Here is a 25,363-nt window from a genome sequence, read left to right as displayed (position 1 = left end):
CGGCGGGGTGGTGGTCTTCGGGGGCGTGGTCGCCGTCGTGCCCGCGGAGGCGGTGGGCGTGGCCGTCGCCTTGCCGCTCGGGGTCGCGCTCGCGCTGCCGCCCGTCGTCGGCTTCACCGTCCCGGACGGCGTGCCCGCGGGCCGCACCGCCCCGCGGGTGGCGGCGGGCTGCGCGTCGCCGTTCTTCACCGACACCAGGGTGCTGCCGGCGGACTGCCCGCCGCCGGAGCCACCGGACCCGGCGGCCACCGCCAGCGCCCCTCCCCCGGCCACGACGATCACTCCCGCGGCTATCGCGGTGATCCGGTGCCATCTCGGCTTGGGCATGCGGCGGCTGTTCGACATGGGGGTTCCTTGCGGGGCGGGCCGGTGCGGGCGGCGGGCTCGGGCGACGTCGTGCACAGCGTTTCTCCCGGGCGCGGAACGCCCCCGGCGGCTCAGGTGTCACACCGAGCGGCGCTCAGTATGACACCCCCGCGATCACCGCCCACCACGGGTTCCCCCCTGTTCAGCGGGGCCCCGCGCGGCCGTTCAGCCGCCGCACTGCGCGAGCATCGCCTGCTTGTCCGCGGCCGTCACCGGCAGCGCGTACTTCAGCGAGACCTGGGCGATCCGGACAGCGTAGGAGCAGCGGATCGGCTTGCTCGGCGGCAGCCACGACGCGGGGCCCGAGTCGCCCTTGGCGCTGTTGGACGGGCCGTCCACCGGGAGGAGGTTGAGCGGGTCGTTGGCGATCTGCTCGCGCTTGTCCTTGCTCCACCGCGCGGCGCCCATCTGCCAGTCGTACGACAGCGGCATCACATGGTCTATCTGCACGATCGACGCCTTCGCCTTGGTCCACACGATGGTCCGGCCCGTGTACGGGTCGTGCAGCGTCATGGACGCGACGACGCACTGGGAACCGCCCCGGTACTTCACGGAGTCGCCGTCGCGCTTGAGGAGGTCGTCGCGGGTGTCGCAGCCGTTGTGCGCGAAGGGCACGTTGTCGGCGGAGTCGAGCCAGGCGGCGCCGAACTGCGCGCGGCTGTAACCCGTCTTCGGGCCGCGGCCCTTGGTCGCCACCTTCCCGATCAGGGTCCGCGCGCGGGCCTCGTCGGCGGCGGAGGTGAGGGCGGCCAGCCCCGGCTTCGTACCGTCCGGGTTGTCGAACGGGCTGACCGCACGGCCGTCGGAGGCGGGGACGCCGGTGGGCGCGCTGCCCGAACCGGAGGCGGGCGGGGCGCCGTTGCCGGTCACGTCGGTGCTCTTGCAGCCGGTGCCGGTCAGCAGGACGGCGGCGGTGACTGCGGTCGCCACCGCGGCCGTTGTGGCGCGCGCCTTGGCTGAACGCTTGCTCGTACGCATGGACATGACCCACCCTCCCCTGAACGCACCGCGGTTCCCCGGCGCTTGCCGGGGCTTATGCCCCGAGGTGGCGAGAGTACGGGTGCCTGCTGACGGCCGGTGCGGCGCGGGGGCCTGGTTGCCCCCCGTTGGCGCGGACCGCCCGAGGCAAATGCCAAAGAAGTGCTTGACATTTCGAAACCCCAAAGTAGTCTTTGGGATATGCAGATCAGCGACCCGAAGGCGATCCGAGCCCTGGCCCACCCGCTCCGGCTCGACCTGCTGGAGCTGCTGACAGCGATCGGCCCGTCCACGGCCGCTCACTGCGGCCGCGTCCTCCAGGTCCCGCAGGCGAACTGCTCGTTCCATCTGCGGCAGCTCGCCAAGTACGGCTTCGTGGAGGACGCCGGTCCCGGCGCCGACCGCCGCGAGCGCACCTGGCGGGTGCCGGAGCCGCGGCCGACGTTAAGGATCGGGTCGGGCGGCGACGACGTCGTCCGACGACAGCTCAAACGGCTCGTCGTCGAGCGGGAGACGCAGGCGATCCTCGACTATGTGGACCGCCAGGACGACGAGGCGGGCGACAGCGCCGAGGACGGCGCGGAAGGCCCCGACCCCGGCTGGGGCGGCAGTCCGGGCATCGTCGCGGCGGTGGCCGTCGTCTCCGCGGACGAAGCCGACGAGATCCGGGCGAAGTGGCAGGAGCTGCTCGCCCCGTACCTCGCGAGAACCGCCGACGGCGGACAGCTCCACCCCGGACAGCGCCGCGTCCGGTACTTCATGGCGGGCACGCCGATGCCCGACTTCGACTTGGGGGACACAGAACGATGAACGCGAACGTGAACGCGAACGCAGAGCTGGTCGACTTCGTGACGGCGGCGCCCACCACGGGCTCGCTGGACGTGGCGTGGCACCACGGCGCGCCCTCCAAGCGCCGCGCCGCCGCCGAGGCGCCGATCCAGATCCACCGCTACGACGAGCACACCGTCATCCTGCGGCAGAGCAAGACGCTCAACTACGAAGCGCCGTTCATCTTCCTGCTGTTCGGCAACGAGCGCGCGCTCCTGCTCGACACCGGCGCCACCGAGGACCCGGCCGCCTTCCCGCTGCGCGCCACGGTGGACGACCTCGTCGCCGCCTGGCTCGCCGAGCACCCCCGCGAGGAGTACGGCCTCGTCGTCGCCCACACCCACGCCCACGGCGACCACGTGGCCGCCGACGGCCAGTTCGCCGACCGCCCCGCCACCACCGTGGTCGGCCACGACGAGGACGCCGTCCGCGCCTTCTTCGGCTTCGGCGAGCAGTGGCACACCGAGACGGTCACCTTCGACCTCGGCGGCCGGGTGCTGGACGTCCTCGGCACCCCCGGCCACCACGCCACCGCGATCACCCTCTACGACCGCTGGACCGGCATCCTGTTCACCGGTGACACCATCCTGCCCGGCCGCCTCTACGCCTCCGACTTCACGGCGTTCCTCGCCACCACGAACCGCCTGGTCGACTTCGCCGCCGCCCACGCCGTCACCCACGTCCTCGGCTGCCACATCGAGATGAAGCGCCGCCCGCGCCGCGACTACCCCCTGGGCGCCACCTACCAACCCGACGAGTGCGCCCTGGAGTTCACCCCACGCCACCTCACGGTGATCCGCGACGCCGCCGCCTCCGTGGCCGCCGAGCCCGGTGTCCACGCCTTCGACGACTTCATCATCTACAACGAGCCCACCAAGGCCGACGCCCGCCGCCTCCTCGCCCGCGCCCGCTTCCACCAGTTCCGTACGAAGGTGTGGCCCTTCGGCTAACGGGCCGAGAAGTCGCCCGCGTTCACCGCGGTGAGGAAGGCGGACCAGGCGTCCGCGGAGAAGAGGAGGGCGGGGCCGTCGGGGTCCTTGGAGTCGCGGACGGGGACGACGGGGTGGAGGGTGAGGGCGACTTCCACGCACTCACCGCCCGCCGCGTTGCTGTAACTGCTCTTGTGCCACGTGGCGTTGGTCAGGTCAGCTCGGGCGGTGCGCATTGGTGATGCTCCTCCAGAACCTTGCGGATGAGGTCCACAGACGCCTCTTGGGAGAGTGCCTCGGATTGCAGGCGATCGTAGACGATGCGATGCCGGACAACCTCCGACGGATCGTCCAGCAGCACCCCGGAGGAGTTGCCCTCCAAATAGACGACTTGAGTACCGTCAGGCAGCATCAGGAACACCATCCCGCCGGTCAGGACTGCGGGGTCGAGCCTACCCATGGGGCAGATCTGGACGCACACGCGTTTCCGCTTCCCGATCTCCATCAGGTGCCGGAGTTGCTCCCGCATCACGGTGGGGCCGCCGACACCGCGATAGAGCGCGGCTTCGTCGATGACCGCCCAGAACCACAGCGGATCGTCACCCTCCAACTGCGCCTGCCTGCTCAGCCGCTTCTCGGCGAGTTCCTCGACGTCCCAGTCGCCGAACACCTGCCCAGCGTCGAGGAGAGCCCTCACGTATCCCTCGGTCTGCAGCAGTCCCGGGATAAGGGGCGAGTAGCAGTGGAAGGCAACGGCCTCAACCTGCATGGCCATCAGTCGCTTCACGTAATCCGGATACGGATCGGACGTCAGATGCGGCCAGAGTTCGACCAGTTCGCCACTTGCGTTGAGGGACTCGTCAAGTAACTGGGCCAGTTTCCACCCGGCGGGCTCGCTCGCCAGCTCCACCTTCGCGATCCGCGTATGCGAGACGTACACCCGTTCGCCCAGGTCCTGTTGCGTGAGCCCGGCCCGCTCGCGCAACTTCCGTACCTTGGCGCCGAAGAGCGCCGCGACGCTCTCTGCCGGGTCCAGTTCCTTCATCGGCATGCCGCACGCCCCGCTTTCACGTTCAGGCTCTCAAGTCGTCACCTCTACCGAGCGTAGTGACCGTACGGCAACTCTGTGTGCATGAACGAGATCTCACCGGTCGGCTGCCTCTTCCCGCGCCGACCGCGTTCCGCCGGGCGGGCGCGCGCCTTCGTACGGGAGTTCCTGGCCGCCGTCCCAGATGGGGACCGCTTCGCGGAGGTCGGCGAGCTGCTGGTGTCCGAGCTGGTCGCGAACGCGATCGAGCACGCCCGTACGCCCGCGGGCCGCCTCATCGAGGTGACCTGCGCCGTCCGCGACGGCCGCCTCCGTATCGAGGTCCACGACGCCAGCACCGACCGCCCCCTCCGCCGCGACGCCACCCCCTCCGACACGGGTGGCCGCGGCCTCCTCCTCGTGGAGGCGCTCTCCGCGGCGTGGGGCTGCTGCCCGCGGGCGGGCGGCGTCGGCAAGTACGTATGGGTCCTCATCGACCCCCAAGGCGCTGTCGGGAGTCAGCCCCACGTCCCGGTCAGCACATCGTCGAGGTGAAAGTCCTTCATCTGGATGAGGCATCCGTTCGTGGTGGCGACGGTCTTCTCCGCCATCGCGTAGGCGGTGAAGGACAGGGATTCCGTGGCGTCCAAGCCGTTCACCCCGACCCAGTAGGTCGAGCCGTTTGCGGCGCCGGACCAGACTTTGTCGTGGTCCTTCCGGCCTCGCAGCCGCCTCGTAGGGAGATACGGCTTGTGCGTGTCCTCGTTCCAGCCGTCCATACCCGGGGGTGTGTCGGGGTTCTGGGGGAGACCCCAGTGATAGTTCGTGGCCGGATGCTGAACGAAGCGCACTGTGGCAGGAGTTGGATCGGTGATGTCGAGGAACAGCATGAGGTTCTCGAGATCAACCCGATATCCGGGCGGGCCGATTACCTCCAAGCTGAGTGACGCGGTCGCGTCCGGGAGCTGCTCGAGGATTGCCGGGCTCGACGGGCGCAGGGTGGTGCTCCCGATGAACAAGAGCGACGAGTTGCAGGCGAGGTCCATTTTCTGGGCCGATGGCATGATCGACACCTCCGGGAACTGCACATGCGGACGTGATCGCGTACGACGTGATGTGGGGCGCCGGAAACGGCGCTGAAAGCCCGGGCGGCTCCTGAACGAGGGAGCCTTCCTCGGGACTGCCATGAAGGCATGGCTCTATTCCATGGAAGCATCGTTGGGCACGTGCTGCCAGTTGGGTCGATCCCGCCAAAGGAGGGGACGGACGTCCAACTCCGGCAGCTCGTCCCCACCTCCGCGCGCGGCTACTCCCCCGTGGCCCCGTCCACGGACTCGCGGATGAGGTCGGCGTGGCCGTTGTGGCGGGCGTACTCCTCGATCATGTGGCAGATGATCCAACGCAGGCTCGGTGAGAAGCCGTTGGAGCCGACGCGCACGGCCAGCCGGCCCGGTCCGCCCTCTTCCAGCGCCTTCGCGACCAGCTCCTGCGAGCGGGTGACCGACTCCTCCCACAGCGTACGGAGCTGGTCCGGCGTGTCCTCGGCGGCCGTCCGCCACTCCCAGTCGGGGTCGACCTCCCAGTCCACCCCCGCCCACTGCGGCGCCGGGTCCTGCCCCTCCAGCCACTGCGAGAACCACCAGTCCTCCACCAGCGCCAGATGCTTCATCATCCCGCCCAGCGTCATCGACGACGCCCCGACCCGCGCCCCCATCCCCGCCGCGTCCAGCCCCGCACACTTCCACGCGAACGTCGTCCGCTGAAACTCCAGAAACCCCACCAAGGTGGCGCTCTCATCCCCCGCCACGGGAGGCTTCGGTCGGCCCTGCTCGTCAAGGTCAGTCATGCCACGGGACCTTACTGAGACCGGTGCCTCGCAGCCACGCCCTTTCACGAGGGTGACGGGGCGCCGCGCTCTTGCGGCCATTGACAGGAGTCTCTGAGCTGCAATGTTGCTGGGGCCGGGGAGAACGCCTCCAGCGGCATCCGGGCTGCTTCCCCCTCGGAGGGCTGCTGTGTCAGTCGGGGGCTACCGGACCCCCACCGCTCTGCTCCTGCCAGTACGCGAGGTTGGTGCTGGCGGCGAGCGTGTGCGGGTGGTCAGGGCCCAACACCCGCAGGAAGTCGGCCAGCAGTTCCGCAGCCGCGCTCGCCGCACCGGCGGCATCCCCCGCCTCCCCCCGCCAGGACGCGAGGTTGTTTCGGGTGGCGAGGGTGTTCGGGTGGTCGGGGCCCAGCACCCGCAACTGGTCGGTCAGGAGTTCCGCGAACGCTGCCGCCGCACCGACTGCATCCCCCGCCCGCCCCCGCCAGGACGCGAGGTTGCTACGGGTGGCGAGCGTGTGCGGGTGGTCAGGGCCCAACACCCGCAGGAGGTCGGTCAGGAGTTCCGCAGTCGCGCTCGCCGCACCGGCGGCATCCCCCGCCTGCCCACGCCAGCCCACGAGGTTGCTACGGGCGGTGAGGGTGTTCGGGTGGTCGGGGCCGAGCACCCGCAGGAAGTCGGTCAGCAGTTCCGCAGTCGCGCTCGCCGCACCGGCGGCATCCCCCGCCTCCCCCCGCCAGGACGCGAGGTTGCTACGGGTGGCGAGCGTGTGCGGGTGGTCGGGGCCGAGCACCCGCACCTGGTCGGTCAGCAGCTCCTCGGACGCCGCCGCCGCACCGGCGGCATCCCCCGCCTGCCCACGCCAGAACGCGAGGTTGTTACGGGCGGTGAGGGTGTTCGAGTGGTCGGGGCCCAACACCCGCAACCGGTCGGTCAGCAACTCCGCGAACGCCGCCGCCGCACCGGCGGCATCCCCCGCTTCCCCCCGCCAGAAGGCGAGGTTGTTACGGGCGGTGAGGGTATTCGGGTGGTCAGGGCCCAACACCCGCAACCGGTCGGTCAGCAACTCCGCGAACGCCGCCGCCGCACCGGCGGCATCCCCGGCTTCTCCTCGCCACCGGGCGAGGTTGTTGCGGGCGGTGAGGGTACTCGGGTGGTCGGGGCCCAGGTGGGTGGTAGTGCTGTCGGTGAGGTGGCGGAAGTGGGCGATGGCTTGGGTGACCTGACCGGAGTTACCCAAGCTGGTCCCAGCCTTGAACAACACGGCGTGGGCGTCGGGCCGAAAGAGGCTGCCGGTGCTCTGGGTGCAGGCGGCCAGGGCGGCGGTGTTGGCCCTGAGGGCCTGGGCGAGGGCGGTGTCGCGTTCGGGGTCGGGCCAGGCGGCGAGCAGGGCGCCGGCGGCCGCGTGGGCTGACGCGGTGTGCTGGTCGGGGGTGAGGGTGTCCTCGGTGGCGCGCTGGACGATCTGGTGGATGGTGACCATCTGGCCCGGGGCATCTGCGGAGCTGGGTGCGTGGAGCAGGCTCAGGCGGTGGAGGGCCCGCAGGGCGCCCACCGCGTCGTCCTCGTCCACCGGCGGGCCGTCGTGGGCCTCGGTGCGGTGTTCGGACAGGTAGGTGAGGGCGGGCGGGCTGGTCAGCACGGAGGTGGGGATGCCGTTGGGGTCGAGGAGTGAGGCGAGGTGGAGCATGGGGCGGGCCAGGCCGGTGGGGCGGAGGCGGTCGGCGTAGTCCACGGACAGTGCCCAGGCCGCGGCCATGGTGTGGCTCTGGCCGTCGGGCAGTACGTCCGGGGTCAGGTCGGCCAGGGCGCGGGAACGGGTTGCCAGCCGGGCCCGGTAGGCGGCGCAGCTCAGGCCCGCGTCGACCAGGTACGCCGCCGCCTGCGACAGGGCCAGCGGGAGGTGCCCCAAGTCTGCGGCGAGATCGGCTAGTTCACCGTCGGGTTCGGTGCGGTCGGCTGCGGCCAGCACCGCCGTCAGGTAGGCGACGGCCTCGGCGGCGGTGAAGTCCCCCACCTGGATACGGCGCCTGCCTGGGCCGCCAAGCGCGGCGTCCTGGCGCCGGGTAGTGACCAGGGTTCGCCCGTGCTCGCTCGCCGGGGGCCACAACCGGTCCAGATCGGCGAGTTCGGTCAGATCGTCCAGGACCACCAGCCACCGGCACGGCGCCGCACCGGACTTCGGCTCCAGCCAGGCCAGGAACTGCGCCGCGGCCTGATCCGCGTCGTCCACATCGGCACCGAACACCTCGCCGGCGGCCTGGGCGTATCCGGCGACCGTCGCGGACCGGGTGCTCGCGGTGATCCACACCAGCAGATCCAGCCCGCCGCTCTCCCACGCGGTGCGGGCGTAATCGGCTGCAAGTTGCGTCTTGCCGACTCCGCCGAGTCCGGCCAGCACCCCACTGCCCACCGGACCGCCTGCCTGGCCCACCACCGCGGTCCCGCCACCGTCGAGGGCGTGCCGCAGCCGGGCGATCTCGGCCCGGTCCTGGAACGCCTGTGCCCGCGGCGGGATCACCCCCACCTGAAGCGGCCAAGCCACCTCCGGGCGTACCACCGCGTGGAAATGGTTGTGCTGGACGTTGTGATCACCGTGCTGCACGCCGGTGGACCCGTTGTAGGTGTCGCCGGGCACAGGTTCAGGACCCGAAGGTGTTGGTCTGCGTGTTGTGGTCCCCGACCTGGAACGCGGTCGGACCGTTGAAGGTGTTCCCGTACACCGCACGCGACGTCGGCCCCGCGGCCTCCGCAGCGGCCCGCACACTGGACACCGCCTCGTCCAGCGCCGACGCGAAAGCCGGATCCTGCTCGGCCGCCTCCTCCAGCGCCAGGTTCAACCGGGTACGGGTGCGGTCCGACACCGCCTCCGGGTCGCCCGAGGCCGCCTCCGTCACGGCCTGCTCCAGCGCCGGGTCCGCCCCCAGGCGGGCCGCCACCACCTCGTGCAGACGGTCCATCCCCGCATCAAGCGCCGCGTCCACCTCGGCATCCACCCGACCGGCGACCCGCCGTGCCTTGCCCACCGCCCACGCGATCAGATAGCCGACCGCTAACTCCACACCCACCACAACGCCCCCCCAAATTGCCCTATACGGCAGTACGTGACGACGACCGTACGCCCCCGCACCCCCACCGCAGGCCGAAATCACCCAGCGCCCTGCTCAAACCCCGAGGAGTTCCATCACGCGGGCCTTCTGGAACGCGATCGCCGCCCCACACCGGGCCTCCGGCCCGCCTTCCGACTCCTCGAAGCGCTCCCGCACCGCCTCGTAGCAAAAGCTCAGAACGCCGTAGAGCACTTCCCCGGAGAGCCCTCCGGGCGCGTCGGCGCAGGCGAGAACCGCTGACATGACGTGGGTGGTGCCCGACTCGTCGGCCTGGTCGTCCACGTCGTTCCATGCGTCCAGCGCGTCCTCCGAGAGCGTCAACTCGCCCGCTCCCGCGCGCACATCGGCGTGAGCGACCCGCATGCTCGCGGTGAGGTAGTCCCGTACCACCCCGGGTTGCAGCGGACCCATCTCCTCCAGGGTCCGGTCCATCACCGTGACGGCGAGAGCGAGCCGTCCCGAGGGCGGAATGTTCTGCAGCCGGTGGCGATACGGCTGCATCTCCTGGTCCCACAGATGCGCGTTCAACCCTCGTGGATCTCTGTCGGGCCGTAGCAGGCGGCGTCCGCGTGCGTGCTCAGCGCCCAGTAGCGGTCGCCGAAGGACCAGTGCCACCACTCCGTGGGGTAGTTCACGAGGCCCGCGGCCGTGAGGGCGGCGCCGAGGAGGGTCCGGTGGGCGCGGGCCTGGTCGCTGATGTTGGGGGCGCCGGTGTAGCAGGCGCCGTCGCTCTCCTCCGGGTCGGCGTTCATCCGTGTGCCCAGGTCGAGTTCATGGCCGTGGGCGTCCGCCAGGGTGAGGTCGACGGCCGCGCCGGCGCTGTGCGGGGCGATCTCGGGCGGCGACACGTACCGGCTCGCCGCCGAGTGCACCTGCTCCTCGGACCACTCGGCGTGCCCGGCCCGCAACCGGCCCGCGTACCCCTCGAAGTACTCCCGCTGCAGCGACGGCGGCCGGTACCCCTCGACGAACAGCAGCCGCAGCCCCTCCGGCAGCAGCGCCTGCGCCTTCAGCAGCCGCTCCAGCACGCCCTCCCGCAGATACGCGAAGGCGTCGGCCGCGTCCTGCTTGCGCGCGTCGACCAGCAACGCGCCGCCCACGCGGACGTCCACCAGCGGCTCACCGCACTCCACGACGGGTACGGCCGCGACTGTCGGGTCCGACATCAAGACGATCTCACTCATCACCCGATCATCCCAGCCCTGTCGAGGACATCCTCCGTCAGGTAATTGCCCATGGTCAGGTGAGTGAACAGTCGCTTGACTTGACTCCCGCGAACCCGGCTTCCCGCTATAAGAATCCCCGTTGTCCGCGAATGGTGTGGTCTACGTACGTAGTAGTCCTCGCCGGTTCTCACTGGTGGCCTGCTCGTTATCGGCAGCCAGGACGGAAAACTCTACGCCTTGGACGCCGCCGCGGGCGCCACCGCCTAGCACTGACCACCACGTGTGTAGTGTGGTCGACCTACTCAATCAGACCATGGCCGTGGATTCACCCAGGGCTGCCCGAATCGCACGAGGAGGACCGAGTGGCAGGCTCCGCTCGTCTCATCTCCACCATTGCCGCTCCGCTCGACCTGTCGTCAGCCGATGCCCCCAGGGTGCTGCACTGGCCTGGGCGGAGGTTGCTCGTACAGCGCGGCGACACAGAATTGGTGACCCTTGATCTGCGCGTCCCTACCGAGGGTTCGCTACCGGAAGTCCGCTTCCCGGCACCATGGCCGCGTCGATTCGGAACCGCGACAGTCTCGCCCCAACAGGATACCGCAGCGTTTGCCGGTGTTCACGGAGTGCGAGTGGTGGAATCCAATGGCACAGCACGGTGGGAAGTACAGCACGGGTGTTGGACTGGGGCCTGCTCCCAGGGTGACAGGGAAGCCCATGGGAATCCGGATGACGACGATCACGCTCGTGCCGATGGTGGCTCAGCGGCATTCAGCTCCGACGGCAGGTTTCTCTGGGCTCATGTCCTCGGGCCGCTGAGTGGCGCCCTCGGCACAGAAGCTGAGCAAGAAGAGGATGAAGAAGAACCAGAGCTGTGGGTAGTGCTGGACGCCAGGAATGGTCAGGTACTCGGCCGTTCCGAGACCATGACCACGGCCTCAAGCTCGGAGCACACTCCGCACCCGGACCCCACGCAGATGGGGCTGAGCGTGGGTGAGGGCGAAGAGGGCTCCCCTGTTCTGTGGGGCCGATGGGATGGTGCCGAGTTGACCACCCGCCATCTCGGCATCGAGCGGATCCTGCTCGATGTGAGCCCGGCCGGCCGACACCTCCTGACCGTCCCTGTCGGGCAGTGGTCCCTTGCCCTGCACGACGTCCAGGACGGCTCTGTCCAACAGAAACTGGAAGCCGCGGGCATTGTGCCGGAGCATCCGGAGAACACTGACGGCGGAAGGGTGTACTGGGATTACGAGGCTGCCTTCCTGTACGAGGACACCATCATCGCAGGCACATCTGAATGTGATGCTCCCTATGGGACGATCCGCCACTGGGTGGTCAACGCCCGCCAGATGAGCCTGAGTACGGAAATCACATACCCCTTTCCTGTGTGGGGGCCGCCCCGTTCGGCAGGGGATGGCGTCTGGTACACCGTGTCCAAAGAGGGGGCAGAAGTCCATCTCTGGCAGTTGACACAGGAATAGGAAGCCCTCGCGACTGAGCCTGGCCCACCAGTGGTATCTGGTGGGCCAGGCTCAGTCATGTCTCCTCAGATATCAGGTCACTCATCGAGCCAGAAGGTCCTGAACCGGGTCTTGTCAGCTGCTCCCCGGAAAGTCTGTCCTGCCAGGGTCATGGTCTTTTGGACCAGTGGTGCGCAGATTCCTCGGCAGACGTTCCTGGAAGTACCTCCGTAGATGACCTCGTAGTCATTGTCGCCCGCCCAGTTGAAGACAGCTTCCTCGGCGTGCTCGAAGGCCGGATTCCCATCCTTGGTGAGTCGGCCGGGAACCAGCTTCCCTGGAATGAACTCCTCGCCGTCCTTGAGGACGTTCTCACCGATGGCACTGATGTTCTTGCCACCCGCCAGTGCGATCTTCTCGCTGATCTCACCGCTCACCTTGTGGCGGACACCGATGACCGAGACCGTCGACCAGCCATGACCCTTGCCCCACTGGTCCTTCAGGTCCTGAGCGCGCTTCTGGGCAGCGATCGCCTTGGACTCAAAGTCGCAGTTGTGCACCAGGACGGGCGTCGTACCCGCCTCCACGTAGTACGTGTGGAGGTCGCCGACCGTGAGGTCGTACGTCGTGGTGTTCGCATGGAACAGGCGGACGTCAGTGACTTCAGCGGTGCCGGTCGGCGTCTGGAGGACGTCGCCCTTGTGGAGGTCCTGGGCGTCTACGAAGGCGGACTGGGTCTCGTCGTAGAAGGGGTGGTGGAAGGTGGTGGTGAGGTGGTCGGCCTTGGTGGTGGCCGCCGTGGCGTCGGAGACCGCGGCCACTGGGGCGGTGGCCGGGTGGTCCGAAGCGTGGTGGGCGGCGCCTCCCAGTGCGGCGAGGACCGCCGCGGAGGCGGCCAGGCCCAGGGCGGCCTTCTTGGCGGCCGACTTCGCGATCGCCTTCGCCGCGGACTTGACCGTGGGCTTTGCCGTCGGCTTGATACCGACATCCACGAAGTCGTGGTCTGTCGTAGTGACGATCACCGCGGTGACCTTGTGGGCCTCGGCTCCGGCCTTGCCCGGGACCGAGTTGGCTATGGTGTCGCCGACCTTGACCTGGTCGATCGGCTTGGAGGAGCCGTTCGCCATCAGCACCCGGGTCTTGCCCGTGAAGCTGTGGGGACTCGGGCAGCTCTGCCCGGAGTCGCTGCTCGACCCCGCCTCCTCGGCCTCGCCCTCCTTCGCCGCCGTCTCCGTCGCGTCCGTCGCCGCCGATTCCTCGGCTTCCGCGGCGCCCTTGCCGAAGAGGCCGCCTACGGCCTCCATCGCCTTGGGGGCGAACTTGGAGAGGACCTTGCCGCCGAGGGAGCCGAGGGCGCCGCCGATGGCGCCGGAGACGGCGCCTTCGACCGCGGAGCCCGCGAAGGCGCCCGCGCTGCAGTCGGAGCCGCCGTGTTCGGCGCACTTGAAGCCCTGGTCGACCAGGGAGCCCGCGGCGCCGGCGGCCGCGGCGCAGCCGATGGTGCCGACGCCGGCGGTGACGGCCTCGCAGCCCATGAAGACGGCGGTGGAGACCACGAAGGAGGTGATCGCGGCGGCGTGGTGCTTGACGTAGGTGGCCGCGGTCTTCACGGCCTTGACGGTGGCGTGGTAGGCGGTTCTGGCCGCCTTGGCCACGGCGTGGGCTGTTGCCTTGGCCGCCTTCTTGACCGCGTGGACGACGCGTTTGGCGACCTTCTTGACCGCGTGGTACGCGGAGTGGACGGCGTGGACGGCGGCTCTGACGTAGCGGCGGACGTGGCGGGCCGCGTAGTGGTAGACGCGCCGGGTGTAGCGGACGGTGGCGTGGTAGACGTCGCGGACGCGGTGGACCACGCGCTTGGCCACGTGCTTGACGGCGTGGACGACCTTGTGGACGACCGGGGCCACGTAGTTGTAGTAGGAGTACGAGGCGAAGGAGCTGAAGGAGTCCCAGCTGCTGGAGGCGTACGAGGTCGCCGCGTGGTAGGTGCTGGTGACCGCGTGGCTCACCGCGTGCCAGACGCTGCCGAAGCCCCAGTTGCCCGAGGGGTCGGTGCCGTCGAGCGGGTTGTCGCCGACGTAGGCGAAGGGGTTGGCGGCGGCGGAGTTCGGCACCGGGTTCAGGGACGCGGAGTCCTTGTTCATGAAGGTGCCGGTCGCCGGGTTGTACCAGCGGGAGGCGGTGCCGACCTTGCCGGTGTCGGGCTCGGTCCAGCCGGACTGGAAGCCGAGGTGGCCGATCAGGGCGTTGCTGGTGGTGACGTTGCCCAGCGGGTCGTAGCTGGCGGACCCGGTCAGGCTGGTGGCGCCGGAGGTGAAGTCGCCGATGACGTCGTTGTGCGCGTCGGTCAGGGCGAGTTGGCCCTGACCGGGCGCGGTGCCGGAGTTGATGCCGGTGAGGGCTCCGGACGGGTCGTAGCTGTAGGTGTAGTTGCCGTCGGCGGCGATGGTGTTGCTCGCGCCCGAGTACTGGAAGGTGCGCGTGCTCTGGTCGGCGGAGTTGGCGTCGGTGATGTTCCGGCCGGATCCGTCGAGCGTGTACGTGTGGGTGCCCGCGGTGATCTGGTTGCCGAAGGCGTCGGTGCTGTAGTCGATCTTGCCGTCGGCCGTCGAGGTGTCCGACGTCATCGTGCCGCGCGCGGAGTAGGCGTAGGTGTGCACGCCGTCCGAGGTGAGCTGGTCGCGGGCGTCGTAGGTGTAGACGTTGGAGCCGACCTGGGTGCGGTTGCCCGAGTCGTCGTAGGAGTAGTTGGTGGTGGCGGTGCCGTTGTTCCACGACGTGAGGCGGTCGGCCTGGTCGTAGGTGTAGGTGTTGTTGGAGGCTCCGGCGACCCCGACGGTGTTCTTCGAGGTCAGGTTGCCGTTCTTGTCGTAGCCGTAGGTGATGCCCGACAGCGTGCTGGCGCCCTGGACGAGGGTGTCGCCGGTGAGGTCGTGCGCGGTGTTGTAGGTGTAGGTCCGGGTCTGGCCGGTGGCCCCGTACTTCACGGACGACTGCTGGTTCAGCGCGTTGTAGCCGTAGGTGAGGCTGGTGCCGGACGCCGCGTCGTTGAGCGTGGACAGCCGGCCCGCGGTGTCGTAGCCGTACGAGGTGGTGCCCGCCGCGTCGGTGCGGCTCAGCGGTGACGAGTCGTCGTTGTAGCTGAAGCTGGACGAGCCGCCGGAGCCGGACGCGCTGAGCAGGTCGCCGCGGTCGTCGTAGGAGAACGACTCGTGGGTGGCCGCCTGGTGGTCCTTGGCGCCGGTGGTGCCCGCCTCCGCGGTGTCCGCGGTGAGCACCTGGTTGTCGTGGTCGTAGCTGAAGGTGCGGGTGGCGCTGGCCGCCTCGGCGCCCTGGCCGGAGGCGGTCAGCAGGTTGCCGACCTTGTCGTACGTCATGGCGTTGGAGACGCCGCCAGGCAGCGTGGCCGAGACGAGCTGGCCGTCCGCGTCGTAGACGTTGGTCGTCTTGGAGTCGGCGTCGGACGTGTACTGGCTGGTGGACGGCTGCGTCACCGTCTCCTGCTGGCCCCAGGGGGTGTACGAGTACAGCCAGGAGTTGCCGCGGCCGTCGGTGTAGCGCGTGCGGTTGCCCGCCGCGTCGTAGCCGAAGCTCGTGGTGATCGAGGTGGTCGCGGTGACCGGCTGTATCTCCTGGGTGACGGTGCCCGCCGCGTCGTACGTGAAGTGGCTGGTGTTGCCGTTCTCGTCGGTGGCGGCGACCACGTTGCCGACGCCGTCGTAGACCTGGTGGGTCTGCTTGAGCTGGACGCCGGACGCGTCGTACTGCGTGCTGAGCGTCGGGTTGCCCGCGACGTCGTAGTCGGTCTCGGCGTAGGTGTTGTCCGGCTGGATGGTCTTCTGCCGGTTGCCCATGAAGTCGTACGTGTACCTCACGGTGTTGCCCGCGCCGTCGGTCACCGAGGTGACGTCGCTGGCCCGGTTGTAGCCGTAGGTGGTGGTCACTCCGCCGGCCGTCGTGGTCGACGCCAGGTTCGCGCCGTACGGGTTGCCGGTGGTGACCGCGTACGAGCTGGTGCTGGTCAGCACCCGCTGGGTCGGGTAGCGCTCCAGCGTCGTGGCGGTGAGCTGGCGGCCCAGGTAGTCGTACGTGGCCTGGGTGGTGGCGCCCGTGCCGTCCGTCATCGACAGCTTGTCGCCGTTGGTGTCGTACGTGGTGTGCAGCGTGGTGCCGTCGGGCTCGGTGATCTGCGCGACGTCGCCGAGCTGGTCGTACAGGAAGCCGGTGGTCTCGTTGCCCGGGGTGGTCGAGGTGAGCTGGTTGCCGTCGGAGTCGTACGTCCAGGTGGACGTGGCGGTGATCGGCGTCGAGGAGCCCGCCGGGGTGTACGGCGGCAGGGTCTCGGAGACCTTGTTGCCGTTGGCGTCGTACGCCGTGGTGGTCTGGTTGCCGTTCGGGTCGATCTCCTCGACGGCCTCGCCGAAGGTGTTGAACCCGCTGGTGGTGACGGGGCGCTGGGTGGTCGGGGTGCCGCCGGCCGTCTCGACCTGGACGGCGGGGGCGGTGGTGACCGCCAGGTTGCCGGCCTCGTCGTAGGAGTAGTCGGTGGTGTTGCCGTTGGCGTCGGTCATCGTCAGCGGCAGACCGCGCTTGTCGTACGTGTAGCGGGTGGTCTGCTGGGTCGAGGAGCCGACCGTGCCGCCGGTGCGGCCGTTGCCGTAGAGCGTGGTGACCTCGGCGCCGGACAGCGCCCGCGGGTAGACCTGCACGTTGGAGACCGAGCCGGGCAGGAAGTCGGTCGCGACGCCGTTGTACTTGCCCGCGCCGATGGTCAGCGGACCGCCCGCGTTCCACGGGGTGGTGTCGGTGCCGCTGCCGGACAGGGTGCCGTCGACGTAGATCTGGCTGGTGCCGGTGGAGACGTTGTAGACGCCGACCAGGTGGGTCCAGGTGTTGGCCTTGGGCACGGCGGTGGAGTACGCGGACGGGAAGCTCGGCGCGGCCACGTCGGCGCTGGTCTGCTCCATGCTCCACAACGGGGCGCTGGTGTGCGCGTAGTTGTACTGGAGGTAGAAGGCGCTGGCGCTGCTGCCGCTCTGGGCGACGACCGTGGCGTTGTGGGTCGGCAGCGAGGCCATGTTGACCCACGCGGAGACGGTGTACGAGCCGGTGGTGCTGAGCACCGGGCCGTTGGTGGCGACCTGCTGGCCCGTGGTGCCCGCGAAGGTGGCGGAGTCGTTGCCCCAGGTGACGCCGGTGGCGGCGGCGGTGTAGCCGGTGCCGGAGGTGTCGGAGACGGTGCTGCCGGTGGTCTGGTCGAGCTTCCACCAGCCGGACGGGTGGCCGGAGGCGTCACCGTAGAGCGTCTCGCTCAGGGTGTTGCCCGCCGCGTCGTAGGTGGACGCGGTGGTGCGGTCGAAGCCGGACGAGTCGTGCTCGTTCTGCGTGGCGACCTGGTCGTCGGGGGTGAAGGAGACGCTGGTGACGCGGTCGACGCCGGTCGGGTCGACGGTGGTGCTGGTGGTCCTGGAGGCCGCGTCCACCGTGAAGTTGGTGACCGTCTGCCCGTTGTCGGACGTCTGCGACAGGCGGTTGCCCGCCGCGTCGTAGGTGGTGGTCTGCAGCACCGTCGACTGGGTGCCGTCCGGGCTCTTCTTGGTGACGCTGGAAGTGAGCCCGTTGTCGGTGTAGGTGTACGTCGTCGTGTCGCCCATGGAGTCGGTCACCGACGCCAGCCGGCCCGCCGGGTCGTAGGCGCGGGAGGACTCGGTCAGCGTGGTGGCCGTCTGCGGGTTCACCGGGTCGCCGGTGTACTGCAGCGTCTGCGTCAGCAGGTGGCCGTTGTCGTCGTACGTGTAGTTGGTGGTCGAGCCGGACTTCGACACTTCCTGCGTCTTGTTGCCCGACGTGTCGTAGCTGTACGTCGTCGTGCCGCCGTTGCTGCCGCCCGCGTTGGCGTTCGCGTCGGTCTGGGTGAGCACGTGGTCGTACGCGTCGTACGTCTCGGTCTCGGTGCGGGAGGTGTCCCCGCCGCTGAGGTCCTTGACCGTCTGCGAGATGACGTCGCCGTCGTCGTCGAAGACCGTGGAGGTGGCGGCCGCGTGGGTGGCGCCGGTGACCCGGTCGACGATCCGCGGGTCGTCCTCCTCGGTGATCTGCCCGGCCTTGTCGTAGGTGTACGACGTGGTCAGACCGCTGGGGTAGGTGTCGGAGACGACGTTCTTGCTGAGCACCTGGCCGAGGCCGTCGTAGCTGTAGGAGGTGACCAGGCCCGCGGGGTCGGTGGACGAGGCCACGTCGCCGTTGTGGAAGTAGGCCACCGTGCTGGTCGCGCCGCCGGGCGAGACCGCCCGCACCGGCAGGCCCTTGGGCACGTTGCCGCTGTCGGCCGCCGGGAAGGTGGCCGTGCCGTCGCTGAACACGGTGCTGGAGGTGCGGCCGTTCGGGAATCCGGCGACCGGCGGCCCGGTGACCGCGGTCTCGTCACCGGCCGCGTCGTAGGTGTACGTCGTCAGGTAGGTGGGGTCGGTCGCCGAGGACGAGCGGCCGTCCCGCTCGGTGAGCAGGATGTCGTTGCGCGGGTCGGCGGTGGTGAGCTGCGCGGTCGTGTCGTCGGGGAAGTACGTGTAGTACTCCGTCGAGCAGACGTTGGCGGCCTGGTTCTGGCAGGTCGTCGAGGAGACCACGTTGCCGCGGACGTCGTGGCCGGTGACGGTCATGGCGCCGTTGGGGTCGGTCACCGAGTGCTCGAAGCCGCCGGTGTCGTAGCCGAAGCTGGTCCTGTTGCCCAGGCCGTCGGTCTCGGTGAGCTGCCGGTCGTTGTTGGTGACGTCGTAGGTGTACGTCGTGACCGCGTTCGCCGGGGAGGTGACCTTGACGGTCTCCACGGGCAGCAGGCCGGTGGAGTTCTTGGCCGCCTCGAAGTGCGCGGCGGCGTCCTGCGCGGTGAGCGCGGTGCGGTAGGTGGCGACCTCGGCGAGGGAGCCGTTGAAGTAGGCGATGGTGCCGTTGGTCAGGCCCGCCCAGCCGGCGCCGGTGGAGCCCGCGCCGATGTAGTCGGTGCTGCGGGAGCTGCTGGAGAGCGCCGCGGTGCCGGTCTTGGTCGCGGCCTGCACACCGTCGAGATAGAGCGTCTGGCTGGTGGGCGAGGCGCTGAGCAGGACGTGGTGCCACAGGCCGTCGGTGACGGTGCCCGTGGTGCCCATCTGCACCGAGCCGGCGGTGGTGTAGAAGCCGCCGTACAGCTTGTTGTCGCTGCCGATCCACAGCTGCGGCGTCATCGAGGTGGGCGAGGCGCCGAAGGCCGCGTTCTGCGCGTTCATCAGGATCGCGGTGCCGTGGGTGGTCTTGAACCACATCTCGGCGGAGGCGGAGGTGTCCCCGGTCACGACGTCGGGCACCTTGATGTACGAGCTGGTGCCGTTGAACGTGCCGGTCTTCTGGTCGCTGAACGGACCCGCGGTGCCCAGGGTCACCGCGTTGTACGTGCCGGTGCCGCCGCGCGTCTCGTCCAGCGCGGTGGTGGCGCCGGCCGCCTCACCGAGGCGGAAGTACGTGGCGGGAGCGCCGCCGAGGACCGCGCCGCGGTAGGTCTGGCTGGAGCCCGCGATGGTCGGCGCGGCCAGCTTCCACACCCCGCCGTTCTCGTCGGTGAGCTGGGTCAGCGTGGTCGAGGCCGGGTCGTACACCATGCTGGCGTACGTCTTGCCGGACGGGCGGGTCATGTGCGACAGCAGGCTCGCGGAGTGCTTGCCGTAGTTGTAGAGGGTGCTGACGTCGGCGGCGACCAGCGGGCGGTCGTACCAGGCGGCGTCGGCGATGGAGCCGTTGAAGTAGGTGGCGTAGCCGGTGGCGTCGGTGCTGCTCTGGTGCGGCTCGTCGGGCCAGTTGCCGCCGAGGAAGCCGGAACCGAGCGTGTTGTACTGCTGGTTCTTGCCGAAGGCGACACCGGGCTTGATGGAGACGGTGCCGGACAGCGAGCCGACCTTGGCCGCGTCCAGGTAGAGCGACTGGGTGTTGCCCGCGGCCGACAGCACCACGTGGTGCCACTTGCCGTCGGTGACGGCGGCCGAGGTGGTGATCGGCGCGATGCCGCCGCTGTTCCAGAACTCGGCCTTCAGCTTGCCGTCGGTGCCGACGTAGATCGTCGGGGTGTACGCGCCGGGCGAATTACCCGCGGTCACCGGCTGCGAGGCGTAGGAGTAGAGGACGCCGGGGCCCGCCGAGGTCTTGAACCACAGGGACAGCGCACCGGAGTCGGTGTTGTTGCCCATGTCGAACGGCAGGGTGGCGTACGAGCTGGTGCCGTTGAACCCGGCGGCGGTGCCGGTGCTGCCGGTGAGCGGGCCCGGCTGGCCGAGGGTGACCCCGCTGTACGTGGCGTTGTCGGTGCCCTGGTTGGCGAGCACCGCGTCCTTGGCGGTGGTGCCGCTGGCCTCGTTCATCGGCCAGAAGGCGCGCGGGCCGAGGTCCAGCGAGGCGTTCTGGTACTGCGAGCCGGCCGTGTAGCCGTAGGTGGTGCAGGCCACGATGGAGATCGGCGAGCAGAGCGAGGTGAGCTGATCGCCGGTGTAGCCGTACGTCCAGGTCTGCGCCGAGTTGGGGTCGGCCGGGGCGGCGAGGTCGGTGACCACGGTGGCCACGTGCGCGGCGGCGGCCCCGGTCGGGGTGCTCCACGTCAGGTGCAGCGCGCGGCCCGAGACGGCCGACGTCATCGTGGTGACGTGGCCGCTGGTCCAGGCCAGGTTGATGGAGCGGCCGTTGGCGTCGGTGACGGCGGTCAGGCCGTAGCCGCCGGAGCCCAGCGACTGCGTGAAGGTGTAGGTGGTGTCGTTCTTGTCGGTCAGCGAGTAGCCGCCGGTGACGGACTTGAAGGTGGCGAAGCGGCCCGACGGCGGCGAGAAGGTGCCGTCGCCGTTCTTGCCGTAGCCGACCTGCGAGCCGTCGGGGTAGCTGACGACGGCGGAGACGACGGCGCCCGCCGCGTTGTACTGCTCGGTGGCGCGGGAGTCGAAGATGCTCGACCATCCGGCGCCGAACGCCCCGGTCCAGCGCGGGTCACGCGAGTTGTAGTCGCGGGTGACGTCCAGCGAGGGGCCGACGGTGGAGACGGTCGCGTCGGTGTCCTCGGTGGTGTAGTTGCCGATGGAGGCGTCGAAGCCGTGGTCGCTGCTGTTCTGCGACAGCCCCGAGGTGATCAGGGGCTGTGGCACCTGGATGTTGAGCGAGTACCAGGTGGCGCCGGAGTACAGGCTGGCGTCGTACGACTGGACGGTCCAGCTGTAGCTCTGGCCCCACTTGAGCTTGCCCGCCGGGACCGTGTAGTCGCCGGTGGCCAGCAGGCCCGAGTCGACGATCTTGGTGTTGGTGTTGTCGTAGACCAGGAACTCGTACTTGGTGGTGGTGTTGGCCTGCGAGTTGGCGCCGCCGGACCACGCGGTCAGCTCGGGGGTGGTGGTGTACGCCACCGCGTTGTCGTTGGGGTACTGCTGGTAGACCTGCGGCGGCGTGGTGCCGGTGTAGGTGACCTCGATGCGCGGGGTGAGGACGCCGTCGTTGAACGAGCCGAACTGCTTCCAGTGCAGCGCGTCGGTGGTGGCCGCGTAGACCGCCAGGCCGTAGTCGGGGGTGGTGCCGTTCATCCAGCCCTGGATGGAGGCGGTGGTCAGCGGCACCGTCACCCAGTCACCGACGCTGCGGTCGGCGGCGGTGTTGGCGCAGGCGTTGGGGACCGACGGGGTCAAGTTGCCGATGGAGGAGCCGTGCGACGGGCCGGGGTAGGTGGTGACGCCGGTCGGCGTCCACGCCGAGGTGACCAGGGCGACGTCGAACCGCTCGGCGGTGCAGGTGGCGGCCCAGGTGTCGAAGAGCTTCAGGTCGGCGGCGGTGACGGTGACGTTGGAGCCGTCCCACCCGCCGTACCAGTGGTTGACGAAGCTGTTGGCGGCGTGCGTGCCGGAGTCGTACGAGCCGACCTTGACGGTCTGCTCGAAGGAGTGGTCGCCCGCGGGGTTGCCGGACTCGGCGTAGGTGGTGGTCCAGCCGTCGACGATGGTCGGGTCGACGGTGACGGGGAAGACCCGGGCGGCGTCGTGCAGCCACGCGGAGTCCAGGGTGACGGCCAGCGCCTGGTGGCCGGGGGCGCCGGTGAGCTGGTAGGACACGGCGTAGGTGGTGGCCGGGTCGCCGGAGCGCGGGTCGACCTTGGAGTCGTAGGCGTACGCGGCCGGGATGCGCTCGGTGACCTTGCCCGAGGCGTCCTTGAGGTCGATCGAGCCGTCCTTGGCCTGGACGGCGGTGAGGCCCTTGAGGGTGAGCGGGAAGGTCCAGGAGTTGGCGGCCTGCGCGGAGTGCAGGACGACGGCTTCCTTCACGCCGACGGTGGTGGGGGCGACCACCAGGTCGGTCTGCGGGAGGGCGCCGGCGTAGGTGACCTTCGAGCCGGAAGCCTTTCCGGTGACCGCCGCGGCGCCCTTGAGGCCGTACGACAGGCCGTGCGCGGCGTCGGTGCTGAAGTGCACGACGGCCGGGTCGGTGCTCGCGGCGCCGAAGTCGACGGCGAGGGAGTTGGCGCTCTCGTGCAGGCGGCCGTCGCCCGCCGTGCGCACCCGGGTGTCGATCGGCTGCCAGTCGCCGTGCGCGTCCCGGTAGTTGACCGGGCTCTGGGCGATCCGCCGGGTGGTGGTGCCGTCCGCGTTGTCGTAGACGTCGTTCGTCTGGTCCGACTTGGCCGCGTCGCGCTTGCTCGTCTTCGCGGAGAAGCCGCCGACCGACTGGCTGCGGCCGGCCTTGGACGCCTTCGTGTACGGGTGGTACGCGTCGAGTTCGCCCTTGCCCTTGCCGGGGGCGTGGCCCGCGCCCTTGCCCGCCCGGGTGGACGCGGCGCTCGCGCGGTGGCTCAGCCCGGCGGCGGTGCCGCTCTGCTGCTTGGGTATCCGGCCCCAGTGGGGGTCGTTCCACCAGGACTTGAGCCCGGCCCAGGACAGGTGCGGCATCGACAGCGCGGGCAGGGTGGCGCCGTCGGCCGACGCCTGCTCCGTCGTCAGGAGCAGTGCCATGGAGACGAACGCCACCATCGCGGTGGCACGCAGCCATCGGCGACGGAAAGCGATCCGCCGGTGGGAACGGCGGAAGGGGCGAGCGCGCACGGCACAAACTCCTGACAGGATCGACACAGAAAACGCGCCGATCGTGCCCGCTTCAATCACCTCAGGAGAAGACTCCAGTAACGATCTTGGGCTTCTCTTTGCCTGGTCATGGTCATGCAGAGCGAGACGTGCGATCCGTCCGGTTCCATCCCTGGCGAAGTCTTTACCGAACGCGTTCCTGGTCCATACCTTCCGGAGGATTGAAACGCGGTCAGCTGGTTCACGGATTCGGCGAAAACGCCTGGTCGTGGGGGTGCCGCGCGGGCCCGCCGAGGATCCGGCAGCGCACTAGCCGCGCAGTGCGGACTCCACCGCCGACGTGACCGCGCTGCGGGTGGCGCTCGGGTCGGCCGCCGTGAGAGCGGTCACATTTGCCCCGCGCTTTGCCGTGGCTTGAGATCCGGTTTTACTTCCGGCGGGCCCGCCCACGATCACGAACCGCGTGCCGGGGAACTTGGGGCCGTCGATCGCGACCGCGCCGCCGGGTGCGGCGCCCACCGTCAGCACCACCGTGCAGTGCCGCCCGCCGGCGAGCGTGGCCAGATAGGGCGCGGCGTTGGCGGCGCTCTGCTCCCCCGCCACCGCCAGATAGACCACCTTGGCGTGGGTCCGCGCCGAGGCGTCCTGCATCCCGGCCCAGACCGGCGTCGCGGCGCTGTCGGCCAGACCGCCCGCGGGGGTCAGCAGGCACGCCTGCTGCTCGGTGTAGGCGCGGGCCCGGGTGGGGGGCAGATCACGGCCGTGGCCCGAGCCGCCCGTCGCCGCCACCACGATCCCGGCGACCGCCGCCGCGGCCACCACCGCACCGCCGCCCAGCACCCAGCGCCGGTGCGCACCGATCCACGCCTTCACGGCCGTCCTCCTGAGGAATCGGCGGGCCGCCAGGTCACCGGGCCCGCTCACGAGGCCCGCAGCCTACGTGGCGCGGCGGCGTTCACCCGAAGTGGGTAATGTTCGTGTCTTTTAGGTGTCAGCATCGTTGCAGACGAGAACCCGACCCCGGCGCGGAGACGAGGACCCAGCATGGACAAGGCCGAGGCGGCCGAGGCGGTCCTCCCCGCACAGGGCGGAACGCAGGTCGGCACCCCTCAGGAGCCCGCGGAAGGCACCGGCGGCGGCCGTCGCCGGCTTGACGCGCGCTTCGACCCGTGGCTGCTCTCGGCGGTCTTCTTCGTCCTCTACGCGGCGCTGTCCGTCACCCGCTACCGCCGGATGCTCACCATGTCCTGGGACCTGGGCATCTTCGAGGAGGCGATCAAGGGCTACGCCCACCTGCACGCGCCGATCGCCGATCTGAAGGGCCCCGGCTTCAACGAGCTGGGCGACCACTTCAGCCCGATCACCGCGCTGGTCTCGCCCTTCTACCGGGTCTTCCCGAGCCCGGTCACCCTGCTCGTGGCCCAGGCGGTGCTCTTCGCGCTCTCGGCGGTCCCGATCACCCGCGTCGCGGCCTGGGCGCTGGGCCGCAGGCGCGGCCTGATGGTGGGCGTGGCGTACGGCCTGTCGTGGGGTGTGCAGCGCGCGGTCGACTTCGACTTCCACGAGGTCGCCTTCGCGATGCCGCTGCTGGCCTTCGCCCTGGAGGCGCTGATCCGCCGCCGGTGGCACACCGCGATGTGGTGGTCGCTGCCGCTGGTCCTGGTCAAGGAGGACCTGGGGGCGAGCGTGGCGCTGATCGGCCTGGTGGTGCTGCTGCGGGCCCGCGAGGACGACGAGGGCACGGGGCCGCGCACCAGCGCGTACGCGATCGCCCTGATGGCCTTCGGTGTGCTCTCCTCGGCGCTGGAGATCAAGGTGCTGATCCCGCACTTCTACGGTCCCGGCTACGACGCCTTCAACCACATCAACGGCGACGGCGCGCTCACCGGCCACATCCCGGTGGACACCGCGATCCGCACGCTGCTGTGGATCCTGGTGCCCGCGGGCGGGCTGCTGGCGCTGCGCTCCCCGCTGATGCTGGTCGCGCTGCCGACCATCGGCTGGCGCTTCATCTCGCACTACCCGGAGAACTGGGGCACCGCCTGGCACTACAGCGCGGTGCTGATGCCGGTGGTCTTCCTCGCCTTCGTGGACGCCGCGTTCGGCCTCACCGGCAAGGGCGCCGCGAAGGACGCCGGGGATGCCGGGCGGTCGCGCCGCAACCTCGTGGCGTACGCCGCCGCGCTGCCCGCCGCGATGGCGGGCGCCGCCCTCGCCCTGAGCACCCAGCTCCCGGTGGCCACCCTCACGCACACCGACACCTACAAGGTGAACGCCCACACCAAGGCCGTCGAGAAGCTCCTCGACCAGATCCCCAGCGGCTCCACGGTCGAGGCCAACGTCGGCCCCATCAGCCGCCTCGTCCACCGCACCACGGTCTACTGGGTCGGCGGCTCCAAGGGCGTCGTCCCCGACTACATGGCCCTGGACAACGGCTCGGGCTGGGTCCAGGACCCCGTCGGCTACGCCTCCCAACTCCACCCCCAGGCCCACTTCGCGGTGATCGCCAGCGCCGAGGGCTATGTGATCCTGCACCGAACCAGCTAGGAACCGGACACGCGACAGGGCCCGTCCGGCGGATCACCGCCGCACGCGACAGGGCCCGTCCGGC

At 70.0% G+C, this 25,363-nt stretch carries 16 protein-coding genes and 1 pseudogene; 6 read left to right on the top strand and 11 right to left on the bottom strand.

The window, feature by feature from the left end; translation table 11 throughout:
• Positions 1 to 531: 531 nt before the first annotated feature.
• A complete protein-coding gene (locus AB0M29_RS25525) occupies positions 532 to 1,344 on the bottom strand; it encodes an HNH endonuclease family protein (RefSeq protein ID WP_365386576.1) in 813 nt (270 codons plus the stop codon).
• A gap of 201 nt (positions 1,345 to 1,545) precedes the next feature.
• Between AB0M29_RS25525 and AB0M29_RS25520 the strand changes: the two genes are divergently transcribed.
• Positions 1,546 to 2,154: a helix-turn-helix domain-containing protein gene (locus tag AB0M29_RS25520; protein ID WP_365386414.1), complete on the top strand. Its 609-nt coding sequence runs from the start codon at positions 1,546 to 1,548 to the stop codon at positions 2,152 to 2,154.
• Positions 2,151 to 3,122: an MBL fold metallo-hydrolase gene (locus AB0M29_RS25515; RefSeq protein ID WP_365386412.1), complete on the top strand. Its 972-nt coding sequence runs from the start codon at positions 2,151 to 2,153 to the stop codon at positions 3,120 to 3,122. Before AB0M29_RS25520 ends, AB0M29_RS25515 begins: the two co-directional genes overlap by 4 nt.
• Here the strand turns inward: AB0M29_RS25515 and AB0M29_RS25510 are convergent.
• Together AB0M29_RS25510 and AB0M29_RS25505 are read right to left on the bottom strand one after the other, a co-directional pair.
• Complete coding sequence (locus AB0M29_RS25510) at positions 3,119 to 3,337, bottom strand: DUF397 domain-containing protein (RefSeq protein WP_365386409.1); 219 nt, start codon at positions 3,335 to 3,337, stop codon at positions 3,119 to 3,121. The two genes, AB0M29_RS25515 and AB0M29_RS25510, sit on opposite strands and share 4 nt — an antisense overlap.
• Positions 3,313 to 4,152: a helix-turn-helix transcriptional regulator gene (locus AB0M29_RS25505; protein WP_365386407.1), complete on the bottom strand. Its 840-nt coding sequence runs from the start codon at positions 4,150 to 4,152 to the stop codon at positions 3,313 to 3,315. The genes AB0M29_RS25510 and AB0M29_RS25505 overlap by 25 nt, the downstream gene beginning before the upstream one ends.
• A gap of 81 nt (positions 4,153 to 4,233) precedes the next feature.
• Between AB0M29_RS25505 and AB0M29_RS25500 the strand changes: the two genes are divergently transcribed.
• Positions 4,234 to 4,683, top strand: coding sequence for an ATP-binding protein (locus AB0M29_RS25500; RefSeq protein ID WP_365386405.1), 450 nt, complete (start codon positions 4,234 to 4,236; stop codon positions 4,681 to 4,683).
• Here AB0M29_RS25500 and AB0M29_RS25495 read toward each other — a convergent pair.
• The 6 genes from AB0M29_RS25495 to AB0M29_RS25470 form a co-directional block, all read right to left on the bottom strand.
• Positions 4,647 to 5,192 (bottom strand): hypothetical protein, encoded by a 546-nt coding sequence (locus AB0M29_RS25495; RefSeq protein ID WP_365386403.1) that lies wholly within the window; start codon positions 5,190 to 5,192, stop codon positions 4,647 to 4,649. The genes AB0M29_RS25500 and AB0M29_RS25495 overlap by 37 nt on opposite strands.
• Before the next feature lie 242 nt (positions 5,193 to 5,434).
• Positions 5,435 to 5,974, bottom strand: a complete 540-nt coding sequence (locus tag AB0M29_RS25490) for a DinB family protein (protein WP_365386401.1) — start codon at positions 5,972 to 5,974, stop codon at positions 5,435 to 5,437.
• A 172-nt stretch (positions 5,975 to 6,146) separates the two neighbouring features.
• The gene (locus AB0M29_RS25485) at positions 6,147 to 8,591 is read right to left on the bottom strand and encodes a tetratricopeptide repeat protein (protein ID WP_365386399.1); all 2,445 of its coding nucleotides are present in this window, start codon (positions 8,589 to 8,591) and stop codon (positions 6,147 to 6,149) included.
• Positions 8,592 to 8,595: 4 nt separating this feature from the next.
• A complete protein-coding gene (locus AB0M29_RS25480) occupies positions 8,596 to 9,015 on the bottom strand; it encodes a hypothetical protein (RefSeq protein WP_365386398.1) in 420 nt (139 codons plus the stop codon).
• Between the two features lie 102 nt (positions 9,016 to 9,117).
• Positions 9,118 to 9,591, bottom strand: a complete 474-nt coding sequence (locus tag AB0M29_RS25475) for a hypothetical protein (RefSeq protein WP_365386396.1) — start codon at positions 9,589 to 9,591, stop codon at positions 9,118 to 9,120.
• Positions 9,588 to 10,247 carry a M15 family metallopeptidase gene (locus AB0M29_RS25470; RefSeq protein WP_365386394.1) on the bottom strand — a complete coding sequence of 220 codons (660 nt, stop codon included), beginning with the start codon at positions 10,245 to 10,247 and terminating at the stop codon, positions 9,588 to 9,590. The genes AB0M29_RS25475 and AB0M29_RS25470 overlap by 4 nt, the downstream gene beginning before the upstream one ends.
• Before the next feature lie 165 nt (positions 10,248 to 10,412).
• Between AB0M29_RS25470 and AB0M29_RS25465 the strand changes: the two are divergent.
• Both AB0M29_RS25465 and AB0M29_RS25460 read left to right on the top strand, forming a co-directional pair.
• A pseudogene (locus tag AB0M29_RS25465) lies at positions 10,413 to 10,496 on the top strand (PQQ-binding-like beta-propeller repeat protein); the annotation flags it as partial.
• 362 nt (positions 10,497 to 10,858) lie between these two features.
• Positions 10,859 to 11,707 carry a hypothetical protein gene (locus AB0M29_RS25460; RefSeq protein WP_365386393.1) on the top strand — a complete coding sequence of 283 codons (849 nt, stop codon included), beginning with the start codon at positions 10,859 to 10,861 and terminating at the stop codon, positions 11,705 to 11,707.
• A 77-nt stretch (positions 11,708 to 11,784) separates the two neighbouring features.
• On the opposite strand, the gene AB0M29_RS25455 is transcribed toward AB0M29_RS25460, so the two are convergent.
• Together AB0M29_RS25455 and AB0M29_RS25450 are read right to left on the bottom strand one after the other, a co-directional pair.
• Positions 11,785 to 22,773 (bottom strand): LamG-like jellyroll fold domain-containing protein, encoded by a 10,989-nt coding sequence (locus tag AB0M29_RS25455; RefSeq protein WP_365386392.1) that lies wholly within the window; start codon positions 22,771 to 22,773, stop codon positions 11,785 to 11,787.
• 288 nt (positions 22,774 to 23,061) lie between these two features.
• The gene (locus AB0M29_RS25450; RefSeq protein WP_365386389.1) at positions 23,062 to 23,625 is read right to left on the bottom strand and encodes a hypothetical protein; all 564 of its coding nucleotides are present in this window, start codon (positions 23,623 to 23,625) and stop codon (positions 23,062 to 23,064) included.
• A gap of 171 nt (positions 23,626 to 23,796) precedes the next feature.
• Here AB0M29_RS25450 and AB0M29_RS25445 point away from each other — a divergent pair, with 171 nt between their 5' ends.
• The gene (locus AB0M29_RS25445) at positions 23,797 to 25,299 is read left to right on the top strand and encodes a DUF2079 domain-containing protein (RefSeq protein ID WP_365386387.1); all 1,503 of its coding nucleotides are present in this window, start codon (positions 23,797 to 23,799) and stop codon (positions 25,297 to 25,299) included.
• The last annotated feature ends 64 nt before the right edge of the window (positions 25,300 to 25,363 follow it).

This window comes from Streptomyces sp. NPDC051976 (genome assembly GCF_040680795.1).
Lineage (GTDB): Bacteria > Actinomycetota > Actinomycetes > Streptomycetales > Streptomycetaceae > Actinacidiphila.
This window is presented reverse-complemented; position numbering and strand designations above follow the sequence as displayed.